Here is a 14,683-nt window from a genome sequence, read left to right as displayed (position 1 = left end):
ACCATCTGGATCCGGCGCCCCGTCGGCGTATCCGCCCGCCTCCGCCCGTGGCGTCCCGTCCGTCCCGTCGCGTGCGGGGCCGTGGCGTGCGGGGGCCGCGCCGCTCAGCTCAGCCGGTCGGCCAGCGCGAGCGTCCGGCGGGCGTCGTTGACCACCGCCGCGTCGACGAACCGGCCGTCGGGCAGGGCCAGGGCGCCGTGCTCGGTGGCGGCGGCCTTGACGACCTCCTGCGCGGCGACGATCTCCTCGGGGGAGGGCAGGTAGGCCCGCTCGATGACGGGCAGCTGCCGGGGGTGGATGGCCGCCCGGCCGAGGAAGCCCAGGGCGCGTCCCCGGGCGCACGACGCCGCCAGCCCGTCGAGGTCCCGGATGTCCGGGTGCACGGACTGGGTCGGCGGGGCGAGCCCGGCGGCGCGCGCGGCGACGACGACCCGCCCGCGCGCCCAGTCCAGGCCGGCGTCGTCGCGCACCCCGAGGTCCGCCCGCAGGTCCGACTCGCCCAGCGAGACGCCGTGCAGCGCCGGGTGCGCGGAGGCGACGGCGAACGCCCGCTCCACGCCGAGCGCGGACTCCAGCAGGGCGTACAGATTGAGCGCGCCGCCCTCGGCCGGTGCCGTCCGCTCGGCGACGTGCACGACGTCGCCCGGGGACGTCACCTTCGGCAGACGCAGCCCGGACACGCCGGGGAGGGAGGACATGGCCTGGAGGTCCGCCTCGGCCAGCGGACCGGTCAGGGCGTTGACGCGGACGTGGACCGGGACCGGTGGGGGCTCGGACAGCAGTTCCGCGGTGGCCGAGCGGGCGTACTCCTTGCGCTCGGGGGCGACCGCGTCCTCCAGGTCGATCAGGACGACGTCCGCTCCCGAGCCGAGGGCCTTGGTCACCACCGAGGGCCGGTCACCGGGAACGTACAGCCAGGTGAGCGGGTATGGGGCGGCGGTCCTGGTACGGGTGGGGGTCACAGGGCTCCCTCCGATCTCAGGGTGTGGATCTCGGCGCCGGACAGGCCCAGTTCGCCGAGTACGGCGTCGGTGTCGGCGCCGTGCGGGCGGCCGGCCCAGCGGATCGCGCCGGGGGTGGCGGAGAGCCGGAAGAGGACATTCTGCATCCGCAGGGGGCCGAGTTCGGGGTCGTCGACGGTGGTGACCGAGTCCAGGGCCGCGTACTGCGGGTCGGTCATGACGTCCCGGACGTCCGAGACCGGGGCGACGGCCGCCTCCGCCTTGTCGAAGGCCTCCAGGACCTCGGTGCGGGTGTGCCGGGCGATCCAGGTGCCGACCGCCTCGTCGAGGACGTCGGCGTGGCCGGCCCGCCCGGCACCCGTGGCGAACCACGGCTCCCCGGCCAGCTCGGGGCGGCCGACCAGATCCATCAGCCGCTCCGCGACCGACTGCGCCGAGGTCGACACGGCGACCCAGGAGCCGTCGGAGGTGCGGTAGGTGTTGCGGGGCGCGTTGTTCGCCGAGCGGTTGCCGGTGCGGGGCTGGACGTGGCCCAGCTGGTCGTACCAGAGCGGCTGCGGGCCGAGGACGGTCAGGATGGGCTCGATGAGGGCCATGTCGATCACCTGGCCCTCGCCGGTGCGGTCGCGGGCCGTGAGCGCCGCGAGGACCGCGTACGCCGTGGCGAGGCCCGCGATCGAGTCGGCCAGGCCGAACGGGGGCAGGACCGGGGGAGCGTCCGGCTCGCCGGTGATGGCGGCGAAGCCGCTCATGGCCTCGGCGAGCGTGCCGAAGCCCGGCCGGTGCGCGTACGGGCCGAACTGGCCGAAGCCGGTGACGCGGGCGAGGACGAGCCGGGGGTTCGCCGTCGACAGCTCCTCCCAGCCCAGGTCCCACTTCTCCAGCGTGCCGGGGCGGAAGTTCTCCACGATCACGTCGGCCGTCCGGGCGAGGCGCAGCAGGGTGGCCTGGCCGCCCCGCTTCGACAGGTCGAGCGTCATGACGCGCTTGTTGCGGCCCAGCAGCTTCCACCAGAGGCCGATGCCGTCCTTCGAGGGGCCGTGGCCGCGGGACGGGTCCGGCTTGGCCGGGTGCTCGACCTTGATCACCTCGGCGCCGAAGTCCCCGAGCATGGTCGCGGCGAGCGGCCCGGCGAACAGCGTGGCGAGGTCGAGCACCCGCATACCGGTGAGCGGCCCGTGCGCCAGGGAGGGTGTGCTGCCGGGCACGGTGTTGGGGGTCATGGGCGGCGGATCTCCCGGTGCGTGAGGTGGGCGAGGGCGTCGAAGCCGACGCCGTCGAAGTCGGCGACGGAGGAGGCGAGCCGGTTCTTCAGCGGCGCCGTCCACTGCTCGGGCAGGGCGGCGGGGTGCCCGGCGAGCAGGCCCGCGACGCTGCCCGCGGTCGCGCCGTTCGAGTCGGTGTCGAGGCCGCCGGACACGACCCGGCAGACCGACCCCGCGAAGTCGCCGTCCGCGTGGGTGAGGGCGGCGGCGATCAGCGCCGTGTTGGGGACGGCGTGCACCCAGTGGTAGGCGCGGTGGGTGGCGTGCAGGGTGTCGGCGACCGTGTCGAAGTCCGGTGTCGTACGGGCCAGCCGGACCGCGTGCCGGACCGCCCGGGCCAGCCGGGAGCCGGGCGGGACGACACCGAGCCCGGTGCGCAGGCAGGCGTGCACGTCGGCCGTGCCGGTGGCCGCCTCGGCGATCACGGCCGCCGTGAACATGGCCGCGTAGACGCCGTTCGCGGTGTGGGTGAGGACCGCGTCCCGGTGGGCCTGTTCGGCGGCCGCTCCCGGGTCCCCGGGACGGGTCCAGCCGTGCACGTCCGCGCGGATCAGGGCGCCGATCCACTCACGGAACGGGTTGCGGCGGCGGGCGGTGAGGGGCGGCTCGATCCCGTCGAGGAGGTTGCGGTAGGCGACGCGTTCCGCGGTGAAGGTGCGGCCCGCGGGCAGCTCGTCCAGCCAGAGCCGGGCCACGTCCGCGGTGGTGAAGTCCGGGCCGTGGCGGCGCAGCAGCAGCAGGTTCAGCAGGGGGTAGTTCAAGTCGTCGTCCTCCGGCATCCCGTCGATGTTCTCGGCGAGGGAGGTGGACGCGGAGCGTGTGTTCCAGGGGTGGGCGCGGGCCAGGGCGTCGGGGACGCCGCGGGCCGTGAACCAGGTGCGCAGCGGCCAGTTGCCGGTGGCGCGGGCGAGCGCGCGGATGCCGTCGAGGGGGAGCTTCTCGACCGGTTTGCCGAGCAGGCAGCCGGCCGCCCGGCCCAGCCAGGCGGCCTCCAGGGCGGACACGGTGGGCGCCGCGGGGCGCGGGGCGGGCCAGTCGGGGCACAGGGCCTTGATGCGTCCGAGGCCGGTGGGCTCGCGGTCCGCCAACGTGCCGGGCAGGTCGGCGAGTTCGTCGAGGAGGTCCTCGGCGAGGACCCGCAGGTACCGGGACGCCGCCGAGGCCGACGCCCCCGCGCGCGGCGGGGCCTCGGGGCCGCCGGCCGCCCGCCAGCGGGCCGCGACGGCCGACGGCTCGCGTCCGTCCTGCGCGGCCTGGCGCAGTTCGTGGCCGAGGAGGTCCTCCGGCTGGACCCAGGTCAGTCGCAGCATCACGTCCCCGCCAGTTCCCCGAACGCGGCCTCGTGGGCGCGGCGGCGGCGCACGTCCCGTTCGAAGACCTCGCGCGCCACCTCGGCGAGGGCCGCCGCCGGGGCGTGCAGGTCGAGGCGGCTGGACTCGGCGACGGTCTTCGCCCAGTCGTGCGGGACCTCCGAGCCCAGGGCACCGGCGATCGCTCCGGCCATGGTGGCGATCGAGTCGCAGTCCCGGCCGTAGTTGACCGAGCCGAGGACCGCGTGCCGGTAGTCGCCGCGGGCCACCAGCAGCATGCCCAGCGCGATCGGCAGCTCCTCGATCGAGTGCAGCCGGGAGGGCCGGCGGGCGCCGAGGGAGGGGGAGCGGTAGTCGGGGCCCACGGTGTCGTACGGGGCGACGGCCCCGCGCAGCGGCCGCAGCGCCGACTCGAAGTCCGAGTAGCGGGAGGCGACGTCGCAGACGGCCTCGATCGCGGCCCGGGTGCCGTCCTTGGCGAGCGCCAGACAGGCGCCGACGACCGAGTCCGGGCCGGCGCCGGGTGCGCAGGCCGCGGCGACGGCCGCCGCGAAGACGCCGGCGGCCTCCCTCCCGTACGACGACTGGTGGGCGCCCGCGACGTCCAGCGCCTCGGCGTACGCGCGCGCCGGGTCGGCGGCGTTGACCAGGCCGACCGGGGCCATGTACATCGCGGCACCGCAGTTGACGATGTTGCCCGTGCCGGCCTCACGGGGGTCCACGTGGCCGTAGTGAAGCCGCGCCACCAGCCACTTCTCGGCGAGGAAGATCCGCTGCAGGGGGAGTGCCTCGGCCTCCAGCTCGGGGATCCAGCGCGGGGTGGTCATCAGGTCGGGGACCAGGTGCTCGGCGACGGCGTACGCGTCGAGGTGGTCGCGGACGGCCGCGTACACCCGTACCAGCGCGTGCGTCATCAAGGTGTCGTCGGTGACGTGCCCGTCGCCTTTGTGGTACGGGGCGATGGGGCGGGCGGTGCGCCAGGCGTCGCCGTTCCAGGGGCCGACGACGCCGTGCACCCGGCCGCCGTGCCGTTCCGCGATCTGCTCGGAGGCGTACCCCTCGACGGGGCCGCCCAGCGCGTCGCCGACGGCGGCTCCGACGAGGGCGCCGGTGATCCGTTCGTCGAGACCCGCCGTTCCTGTTGCTTTGGGCGTCATGCCCGAATCATCCCGCTGTGGCGGCCAGTTCCGTGGCTTCCAGGAGGTCGGCGAGTTGAACCAGGTCCGTGCCGGTGAGGCGGGGCAGGGCGCAGCCGGAGAGGGTGCGGCAGGACTCCCGCCAGGCGGCGGGGATCGCGGCGCCGCCGCCGAGTGCGCCGGTCAGCGCGCCCACGAGGGCGGGAGCGGAGTCGGCGACGCGGGAGAGACAGGCCGCGGCGGGCACGGCCTCCGCGATCCGGCCGCGGGCCGCGGTGGCGAGGGCGAGGGCGACCGGGACGGTCTCGGCGGCGGCGATGCCGTAGCTGTAGACGTGGTCGACGATCTGGTGCTCCAGGAGGGGTACGAGACCGAAGACGCCGTCGGCCTCGCGGGCGAGGGCGATCGCGTGCCGTGCGTTGCGGCCGATCTCCGTCGCCTCGGGGAGTTCGGCCAGCGCGGCGGTCACGCAGGCGTCGACGTCCGCGCCGGCCAGGGCCAGCGCGAGCGCCGCCGCCATGGCGCGGGCGCCGTGCACGCCGTCCCCGTCCTGGGTGTAGCGGGCGTCGAACTCGGCGAGTCCGGCGGCGGACCGCGGCTCGCCCGGGTGGACCACGGCCAGCACGCAGGCCCGGACGCAGGCCGCGTCGTCGAAGTAGTGCGGATTGTCATGGCCGGTGGCCGGCGGGCGCAGCCCCGCGGCGAGGTTGCCGAGACCCGCCCTCACGGAGATCCGGGCGCGCAGCGGCAGCACGGCCGACTCGACCTCCGGGGCGCGTTCCGCGGCGGCGGCGACCTCGCCGGCGACGGCGCTCCACGACAGGTCGATGCTCGCCCGGATCCGCCGCTCCCGGCTCAGGTCGCCGAGCACGCTGCCGTCCCCGGCGCGCAGCACGGCCTGCGCGGTGAACACGGCCCACTCGGCGTCGTCGGAGGGGCCGAGCCTGAGCGGTTCCGGCGGCTGGTTCAGCGCGATCGGCACGGGCAGGGTCGTGGTCGCGTTCTGCTCGGCGAACGTGTCGAGTTCCCGGGTGAGGCGCCGCGTCCACTCGGGCATCCGCGCGGCCCGGTGACGCGCGGCCGGCCACCCGGAGGCGTCCCCGGCGGCCAGCCCCAGCAGCAGCCCCTCGACCCGCCGGACCGCGCCCGCCCCGGCCCCGGCGGCCGGGGCGACGACGGCGTCCGGGAAACCGGGCGGCAGCAGGACCACGGTGCCGGCCGGGGACGCGCCGCCCGGACGGGCCGAGCCGTCCCCGAAGGTGCCGGTCGGGCCCCCGCCGCCCCCGTCGGCGTTCGGGGGTCCGTCCGGCCGGCCGGCGCTCATGAGAGCACCCCGTCCGCCGCGCCCGCCCCGGCGTTCGCGTGCGTGCCCGGTGCCGCCTCGTCCGGGGCGGGGCGGGGCGTCTGCGGGGGCCATCTCTCGTCGTCGGCCGGGGTCAGCAGGTCAGCGACGTCCAGGACGTGGTGGCCCGCCATCGAGGGGAGGCAGGTGCCCCGGGCCGGGCCGATGGCGGCCGCCCAGGCGGCGGGGACGGCGGCGGCGCCCCGGCTCGCGCCCGCCAGCGCGCCGGCCACCGCCGCCGTGGTGTCCGCGTCGCGGCCCATGTTGACCGCCGCCAGCACCGACTCGGTGAAGTCGCCGTCCGCGGCGGCGTACGCGCCGAAGGCGAGGGCGACCGCCTCCGGGGCGAGATCCGTCCAGGGGTAGCCGCCGATCACCACCGCGGAGCGGACCGCCCGCTCGCCGCCCTGCGCCGCGGCGACCGCGCGCCGCAGCGACCGCGCCGTCCACGAGTCGTCGGGGACGACCGCCAGCGCCGAGGCGACGACCACGACGGCCGGCGCCCCCACCATCGCCGCCGCGACCCCCGCCGCGACGGCCTGGCCGCCGTAGATGCCCTCGCCCTCGTGACTGACCGAGCCGTCGATCGCCACCAGGCGTGCCGCCTCGGCCGGGCGCCCCGCCGCGAACACCCCGAAGGGCGCCGCCCGCATCGCCAGCCCGTCGCTCCACGCGTGCCGGTGCTGCGCCGAGATCGGCGCGGCCAGCCCCCGGCGCAGGTTCTCCAGCGTGCCCCGCTCGCTGAACCCCGCGCCCCGGAACGGCCCCTCGTCCCGGTCCGCGATCCACTGGTGCCAGGCCGTCTCCACCTGCGCCACCGTGAGCGCCGAACCGTGGCGGGCGAGCAGCAGGCCGGAGAAGATCGCGTACTCCGTGTCGTCCGTACCGGCCGGGTTGTCGACGACGTACCCGGTGATCCGCCCCCAGCGGGCGCGGATCTCGGACGGTTTCATGTTCTCGGCGGGTGCGCCCAGCGCGTCACCGACGGCGAGACCGAGCAGCGCGCCGCGGGCCCGATCGCGCAGACCGACGGCCTCTTGGGGCGCCGGGACCGAGGGAATGCAGGCGGTGGAAGCCATACGTGCCTCTCCTCTCGGGGTTCCGGCCGGCACGCGGAGGGTGGTGGGCGGCGCTCGGAACCCTCCCCGCATGTGTCCCACCGGAGCGGCCCGCCCGAGCCTCGCGGGCACCGGCGTCACCCGGTCGACATCTGTGCACAAGGCTCCACGGATGAGCGAAGCGGCGTGAAAGCGCAGGTAAGTACGGCCTTCCTTGCTGGCGGGAAGGAAATTCGAGGCGTACGTTCAGTGTTGTCCAAAAGTGGAAACAGTCCAACGAAGCAGGTGGGGGACCCCGATATGGCCATCATCGACACCGAGGCGACGCTGCACGAGGCGCACCGCGACAACCACACCCACCGGGATGTGAACGGCGGCTGGCTGCGCCCCGCCGTCTTCGGCGCCATGGACGGCCTCGTCTCCAACCTCGCCCTCATGACCGGCGTCGCCGGCGGTGATGTCTCCCACCGCACGATCGTCATCACCGGTCTCGCGGGCCTCGCCGCCGGTGCCTTCTCCATGGCCGCGGGCGAGTACACCTCCGTCGCCTCTCAGCGCGAACTCGTCCAGGCCGAACTGGACGTCGAGCGACGCGAGTTGCGCAAGCACCCCAAGGACGAGGAGCGCGAGCTCGCCGAGCTGTACGCGTCCCGTGGCGTCGAGCCCGCGCTCGCCCGCGAGGTGGCCAGGCAGCTCTCCCGCGACCCCGAACAGGCCCTGGAGATCCACGCCCGCGAGGAGCTCGGCATAGACCCCGGCGACCTGCCCTCCCCGGCCGTCGCCGCCGTGTCCAGCTTCGGCTCCTTCGCCCTGGGCGCCCTGCTGCCCGTACTGCCGTTCCTGCTGGGCGCCACCGCCCTGTGGCCCGCGCTGCTGCTCGCCCTGCTCGGACTCTTCGCCTGCGGCGCCGTCGTCGCCCGGGTGACCGCGCGGTCCTGGTGGTACAGCGGGCTGAGGCAGCTCGTGCTGGGCGGCGCCGCGGCCGGTGTGACGTACGTCCTGGGCAACCTGTTCGGTACGGCCGTAGGATGACACCGCCGGAACGATCATTTATGCAGGACCCCGCATAAATAGTTGTTACTCGGCGGTTTCGATCGTATGACCACGGGGCATGAGCCGTAAGCGCCGCGGGCAATGACGCCCACGCCGCACCACGAGACACCCCTGTGACACCCTGAGACACCTCGCGAGGCGGGCGACGCTGCCCGCCGCGCCCCGGTCCCACGGGCACTGATCTGCCCGGCCGGACCGCCCCCCGCCGCCACCCCGCGGTGCCCCCCGCCGCACCCCGCCACGCACCCCCCGCGACACTCGCTGCCACCCTCGCGAGTGTCCACATGCTGGAACGAGTCATTCAGTTCACGAGATGCGCTCCATCATGTAACCTGCACCAAATTTCAGCACCCCACAGCAGAGGGCCAACGTCGTCCCTCGGCAACAGCACATTGCCACGACGACGACGGGAGAGCCGATGCGTACGCCGCGCCAGCCGTCCCAGCACTCCGCGAATGGCCAGAACTGGTCCTTCATGGATGCTCGCCCTGCCGCGCAGGGTATGTACGACCCCCGCAACGAGCACGACGCCTGCGGCGTCGGCTTCGTGGCCACCCTCACCGGCGAGGCGAGCCATGCGCTGGTCGAGCAGGCGCTCACGGTTCTGCGCAACCTCGAGCACCGCGGCGCCACCGGCTCCGAGCCCGACTCCGGCGACGGCGCGGGCATCCTGTCCCAGGTCCCCGACGCCTTCTTCCGCGAGGTCGCGGACTTCGCCCTGCCCGAGGCGGGCGCGTACGCCGTGGGCATCGCCTTCCTGCCCGAGGACGGCACCGACGCCGCCGTCTCACAGATCGAGACGATCGCCGCCCAGGAGGACCTCACCGTCCTCGGCTGGCGCGAGGTCCCGGTCGCCCCCGGACTGCTCGGCGCCACCGCCCGCTCGACCATGCCCGCCTTCCGGCAGATCTTCGTGAGCGCCGGCGACGCCCGGGGCATCGAACTCGACCGCAAGGCGTTCGTGCTGCGCAAGCGCGCCGAGCGCGAGGCCGGCGTGTACTTCCCGTCGCTCTCCGCCCGGACCGTCGTCTACAAGGGCATGCTGACCACCGGCCAGCTGGAGCCCTTCTTCCCGGACCTGTCCGACCGCCGCTTCGCCTCCGCGATCGCGCTCGTGCACTCCCGGTTCTCCACCAACACCTTCCCGAGCTGGCCGCTCGCCCACCCGTACCGCTTCGTCGCCCACAACGGCGAGATCAACACGGTCAAGGGCAACCGCAACTGGATGAAGGCCCGCGAGTCCCAGCTCGTCTCCGACGTCTTCGGCGGCCGCGACCTCGACCGGATCTTCCCCGTCTGCACGCCCGACGCCTCCGACTCCGCGTCCTTCGACGAGGTCCTGGAACTGCTCCACCTCGGCGGCCGCAGCCTCCCGCACAGCGTGCTCATGATGATCCCGGAGGCGTGGGAGAACCACGACTCCATGGAGCCGGCCCGCCGCGCCTTCTACCAGTACCACGCCACGATGATGGAGCCCTGGGACGGCCCCGCCTGCGTCACCTTCACCGACGGCACCCAGGTCGGTGCGGTCCTCGACCGCAACGGCCTGCGCCCCGGCCGCTACTGGGTCACCGACGACGGCCTCGTCGTCCTCGGCTCCGAGGTCGGCGTCCTCGACATCGACCCCTCCAAGGTCGTCCGCAAGGGCCGCCTGCAGCCCGGCCGCATGTTCCTCGTGGACACCGCCGAGCACCGCATCATCGAGGACGACGAGATCAAGGCCTCCCTCGCCGCCGAGAAGCCGTACGCGGAGTGGCTGGAAGCCGGCGAGATCGAGCTGTCCGACCTCCCCGAGCGCGAGCACATCGTGCACACCCACGCCTCGGTCACCCGCCGCCAGCAGACCTTCGGCTACACCGAGGAAGAGCTGCGCGTCATCGTCGCGCCGATGGCCAAGGCCGGCGCCGAGCCGATCGGCTCGATGGGCACCGACACCCCCATCGCCGCGCTGTCGCAGCGCCCGCGGCTGCTGTTCGACTACTTCACCCAGCTGTTCGCGCAGGTCACCAACCCGCCGCTGGACGCCATCCGCGAGGAGCTCGTCACCTCGCTGCGCTCCTCGCTGGGCCCCCAGGGCAACCTGCTGGAGCCGACCGCCGCGTCCTGCCGCAGCGTCACCCTGCCCTTCCCGGTCATCGACAACGACGAGCTCGCCAAGCTCATCCACATCAACGCCGACGGCGACATGCCCGGGATGAAGGCCGCGACCCTCTCCGGCCTGTACCGGGTCAGCGGCGGCGGCGACACCCTCGCGGCCCGGATCGAGGAGATCTGCTCCGAGGCCGACGCGGCCATCGACAACGGCGCCCGCCTGATCGTCCTGTCCGACCGGCACTCCGACGCCGAGCACGCGCCGATCCCCTCGCTGCTGCTCACCTCCGCCGTCCACCACCACCTCATCCGCACCAAGCAGCGCACCCAGGTGGGCCTGCTGGTCGAGGCCGGCGACGTCCGCGAGGTCCACCACGTGGCCCTCCTCATCGGCTTCGGCGCCGCCGCCGTCAACCCGTACCTGGCGATGGAGTCCGTCGAGGACCTCGTCCGCGCCGGCACGTTCCTCAGCGGCATCGAGGCCGAACAGGCCATCCGCAACCTGATCCACGCCCTCGGCAAGGGCGTCCTCAAGGTCATGTCCAAGATGGGCATCTCCACCGTCGCCTCCTACCGCGGCGCCCAGGTCTTCGAGGCCGTCGGCCTCGAGGCGGCCTTCGTCGAGAAGTACTTCAACGGCACCGCCAGCAAGATCGGCGGCGCCGGCCTCGACGTCATCGCCAAGGAGGTCGCCGCCCGGCACGCCAAGGCCTACCCCGCCTCCGGCATCGCCCCCGCGCACCGCGCCCTGGACATCGGCGGCGAGTACCAGTGGCGCCGCGAGGGCGAACCGCACCTGTTCGACCCGGAGACGGTCTTCCGCCTCCAGCACTCGACGCGCACCCGCAGCTACGACATCTTCAAGAAGTACACGGACCGCGTGAACGAGCAGTCCGAGCGCCTGATGACGCTGCGCGGCCTGTTCGGCTTCAAGAGCGGACGGCAGCCGATCCCCGTCGACGAGGTCGAGCCCGTCTCCGAGATCGTCAAGCGCTTCTCCACCGGCGCCATGTCGTACGGCTCCATCTCCCAGGAGGCGCACGAGACCCTCGCCATCGCCATGAACCAGCTGGGCGGCAAGTCCAACACCGGTGAGGGCGGCGAGGACCCGGAGCGCCTGTACGACCCGGCCCGCCGGTCGTCCATCAAGCAGGTCGCCTCCGGCCGCTTCGGCGTGACCTCGGAGTACCTGGTCAACGCCGACGACATCCAGATCAAGATGGCGCAGGGCGCCAAGCCCGGCGAGGGCGGCCAGCTGCCCGGCCACAAGGTCTACCCGTGGGTGGCGAAGACCCGGCACTCGACGCCGGGCGTGGGGCTCATCTCCCCGCCGCCGCACCATGACATCTACTCCATCGAGGACCTCGCCCAGCTCATCCACGACCTGAAGAACGCCAACCCCCAGGCGCGCATCCACGTCAAGCTGGTCTCCGAGGTCGGTGTCGGCACCGTCGCCGCGGGCGTCTCCAAGGCCCACGCGGACGTCGTCCTCATCTCCGGGCACGACGGCGGCACGGGTGCCTCGCCCCTGACGAGCCTCAAGCACGCGGGCGGCCCCTGGGAGCTCGGCCTCGCCGAGACCCAGCAGACCCTCCTGCTCAACGGACTGCGCGACCGCATCGTCGTCCAGACCGACGGCCAGCTGAAGACCGGCCGCGACGTCGTCATCGCCGCGCTGCTGGGCGCCGAGGAGTTCGGTTTCGCGACCGCGCCGCTCGTCGTCTCCGGCTGCGTCATGATGCGCGTCTGCCACCTGGACACCTGCCCGGTCGGCATCGCCACCCAGAACCCGGTGCTGCGCGACCGCTTCTCCGGCAAGGCCGAGTACATCGTGAACTTCTTCGAGTTCATCGGCCAGGAGGTCCGCGAGATCCTCGCCGAGCTCGGCTTCCGCTCCATCGAGGAGGCCGTCGGCCACGCCGAGAACCTCGACGTCACCCGGGCCGTCGACCACTGGAAGGCGCAGGGCCTCGACCTCGCCCCGCTCCTCCACGTGCCCGCGCTGCCCGAGGGCGCCGTCCGCCACCAGGTCGTCGCCCAGGACCACGGACTGGAGAAGGCGCTCGACAACGAGCTGATCAAGCTCGCCGCCGACGCCCTCGCCGCGAACTCCGAGGCCGACGCCCAGCCGGTCCGCGCCCAGGTCGCCATCCGCAACATCAACCGCACGGTCGGCACCATGCTCGGCCACGAGGTGACGAAGAAGTTCGGCGGCGCCGGCCTGCCCGACGACACCATCGACATCACCTTCACCGGGTCCGCAGGCCAGTCCTTCGGCGCGTTCCTGCCGCGCGGTGTCACGCTCCGCCTGGAGGGCGACGCCAACGACTACGTCGGCAAGGGCCTCTCCGGCGGCCGTGTCGTCGTCCGCCCGGACCGGGCCGCCGACCACCTCGCCGAGTACTCGACGATCGCCGGCAACACCATCGCCTACGGCGCGACGGGCGGCGAGCTGTTCCTGCGCGGCCGCACCGGCGAGCGCTTCTGCGTCCGCAACTCCGGCGCGACCGTCGTCTCCGAGGGCGTGGGCGACCACGGCTGCGAGTACATGACCGGCGGCCACGCCGTGGTGCTCGGCGAGACCGGACGCAACTTCGCGGCCGGCATGTCCGGTGGCGTCGCCTACGTCATCGACCTCGACCCGGACAACGTCAACGCCGGCAACCTCGGCGCCGTCGAAGCCCTCGACGACACCGACAAGCAGTGGCTGCACGACGTCGTGCGCCGCCACCAGGAGGAGACCGGCTCCACGGTCGCCGAGAAGATCCTCGCCGAGTGGGACAGCGCCGACGCAGGCGTCTCCCGCTTCAAGAAGATCATCCCCAGCACGTACAAGGCAGTGCTCGCCGCCAAGGACGCCGCCGAGCGAGCCGGACTCCCCGAGTCCGAGATCACCGAGAAGATGATGGAGGCGGCGACCAATGGCTGATCCCAAGGGCTTTCTCAACCACGGCCGCGAGGTCGCCAGGACCCGCCCGGTCGGCGAGCGCGTCAAGGACTGGAACGAGGTCTACGTGCCCGGTTCCCTGCTCCCCATCATCAGCGAGCAGGCGAGCCGCTGCATGGACTGCGGCATCCCGTTCTGCCACAACGGCTGCCCGCTCGGGAACCTGATCCCCGAGTGGAACGACTACGCCTACCGCGAGGACTGGTCGGCCGCGCAGGAGCGTCTGCACGCCACCAACAACTTCCCGGAGTTCACCGGCCGCCTGTGCCCCGCCCCGTGCGAGTCGGCGTGCGTGCTCGGCATCAACCAGCCGCCGGTGACCATCAAGAACGTCGAGGTGTCGATCATCGACCAGGCGTGGGACCGCGGCGACGTCGCGCCCCAGGCCCCGGAGCGCCTCTCCGGCAAGACGGTCGCGGTCATCGGCTCGGGCCCCGCCGGCCTCGCCGCCGCCCAGCAGCTGACCCGGGCCGGCCACACGGTCGCCGTGTACGAGCGCGCCGACCGCGTCGGCGGCCTGCTGCGCTACGGCATCCCCGAGTTCAAGATGGAAAAGCGCCACATCAACCGCCGTATCGAGCAGATGCGCGCGGAGGGCACCAAGTTCCGCACCGGCGTGGAGATCGGCCGCGACATCGACGCGGCGAAGCTGCGCAAGCGCTACGACGCGGTCGTCGTCGCCGCCGGCGCCACCACCGCCCGTGACCTGCCCGTCCCCGGCCGGGAGCTGAAGGGCATCCACCAGGCGATGGAGTACCTGCCGCTCTCCAACAAGGTGCAGGAGGGCGACTTCGTGGCGCCCCCGATCACCGCCGAGGGCAAGCACGTCGTCGTCATCGGCGGCGGCGACACCGGCGCGGACTGCGTGGGCACCGCCCACCGCCAGGGCGCCGCCTCCGTCACCCAGCTGGAGATCATGCCGCGGCCCGGCGAGGAGCGGAACGCGGGCCAGCCGTGGCCGACCTTCCCCATGCTCTACAAGGTCACCTCCGCGCACGAGGAGGGCGGTGAGCGGGTCTACTCCGTCAACACCACCCACTTCGAGGGCGACGAGGACGGCAACGTCCAGTGGCTGCACATGGTCGAGGTCGAGTTCGTCAACGGCAGGCCGGCCCCGAAGCAGGGCACGGAGCGCAAGATCCCCGCCCAGCTGGTCACCCTCGCCATGGGCTTCACCGGTACGGACGTCGAGAACGGGCTGGTTACCCAGTTCGGCCTGGACCTCGACGAGCGCGGCAACATCGCCCGCGACGCGGACTTCGCGACCAACGTCCCCGGCGTCTACGTCGCCGGTGACGCCGGCCGCGGCCAGTCGCTGATCGTCTGGGCCATCGCCGAGGGCCGCTCCGCCGCCCGCGGCGTCGACCGCTTCCTCACGGGCGCGAGCGAACTGCCGGCACCGATCCGCCCCACGGACCGTTCCCTGACGGTCTGACCCGCCCCACAGTCGTCCCGTACAAAGGCGTACGGAACTGAACACGGCGCCTGCCAGTCCCCGACCGGACTACGGCAGGCGCCG

Annotated in this window: 9 protein-coding genes; 3 read left to right on the top strand and 6 right to left on the bottom strand. The window is 73.6% G+C overall.

What is annotated here, in order from left to right; genetic code table 11:
• Positions 1-104 precede the first annotated feature (104 nt).
• The 6 genes from ACFY93_RS19140 to ACFY93_RS19115 are packed head-to-tail and all read right to left on the bottom strand — an operon-like array spanning position 105 to position 7,094.
• Positions 105-962 carry an aldolase/citrate lyase family protein gene (locus ACFY93_RS19140; RefSeq protein WP_391360183.1) on the bottom strand — a complete coding sequence of 286 codons (858 nt, stop codon included), beginning with the start codon at positions 960-962 and terminating at the stop codon, positions 105-107.
• On the bottom strand, positions 959-2,185 hold the full coding sequence (locus ACFY93_RS19135) for a CoA transferase (protein WP_391360181.1): 1,227 nt from the start codon (positions 2,183-2,185) through the stop codon (positions 959-961). Before ACFY93_RS19135 ends, ACFY93_RS19140 begins: the two co-directional genes overlap by 4 nt.
• Positions 2,182-3,537, bottom strand: coding sequence for an ADP-ribosylglycohydrolase family protein (locus tag ACFY93_RS19130; protein WP_391360498.1), 1,356 nt, complete (start codon positions 3,535-3,537; stop codon positions 2,182-2,184). Before ACFY93_RS19130 ends, ACFY93_RS19135 begins: the two co-directional genes overlap by 4 nt.
• Complete coding sequence (locus tag ACFY93_RS19125) at positions 3,537-4,694, bottom strand: ADP-ribosylglycohydrolase family protein (RefSeq protein ID WP_391360178.1); 1,158 nt, start codon at positions 4,692-4,694, stop codon at positions 3,537-3,539. The genes ACFY93_RS19130 and ACFY93_RS19125 overlap by 1 nt, the downstream gene beginning before the upstream one ends.
• Positions 4,695-4,701: 7 nt before the next feature.
• Positions 4,702-5,997 carry an ADP-ribosylglycohydrolase family protein gene (locus ACFY93_RS19120; protein WP_391360176.1) on the bottom strand — a complete coding sequence of 432 codons (1,296 nt, stop codon included), beginning with the start codon at positions 5,995-5,997 and terminating at the stop codon, positions 4,702-4,704.
• The gene (locus ACFY93_RS19115) at positions 5,994-7,094 is read right to left on the bottom strand and encodes an ADP-ribosylglycohydrolase family protein (protein ID WP_391360170.1); all 1,101 of its coding nucleotides are present in this window, start codon (positions 7,092-7,094) and stop codon (positions 5,994-5,996) included. The genes ACFY93_RS19120 and ACFY93_RS19115 overlap by 4 nt, the downstream gene beginning before the upstream one ends.
• Positions 7,095-7,373: 279 nt before the next feature.
• Between ACFY93_RS19115 and ACFY93_RS19110 the strand changes: the two genes are divergently transcribed.
• From ACFY93_RS19110 to ACFY93_RS19100, 3 genes are all read left to right on the top strand, one after another.
• On the top strand, positions 7,374-8,105 hold the full coding sequence (locus tag ACFY93_RS19110; RefSeq protein WP_391360167.1) for a VIT1/CCC1 transporter family protein: 732 nt from the start codon (positions 7,374-7,376) through the stop codon (positions 8,103-8,105).
• 439 nt (positions 8,106-8,544) lie between these two features.
• Positions 8,545-13,146: a glutamate synthase large subunit gene (gene gltB, locus ACFY93_RS19105; protein ID WP_391360164.1), complete on the top strand. Its 4,602-nt coding sequence runs from the start codon at positions 8,545-8,547 to the stop codon at positions 13,144-13,146.
• The gene (locus ACFY93_RS19100) at positions 13,139-14,599 is read left to right on the top strand and encodes a glutamate synthase small subunit (RefSeq protein ID WP_391360161.1); all 1,461 of its coding nucleotides are present in this window, start codon (positions 13,139-13,141) and stop codon (positions 14,597-14,599) included. Before gltB ends, ACFY93_RS19100 begins: the two co-directional genes overlap by 8 nt.
• Positions 14,600-14,683: the final 84 nt, after the last annotated feature.

The sequence above is a fragment of the Streptomyces sp. NPDC008313 genome, assembly GCF_042956125.1.
Classification (GTDB): domain Bacteria; phylum Actinomycetota; class Actinomycetes; order Streptomycetales; family Streptomycetaceae; genus Streptomyces.
The sequence above is the reverse complement of the archived record's forward strand: the minus strand, read 5'-3'. Positions and strand labels throughout refer to the sequence as shown.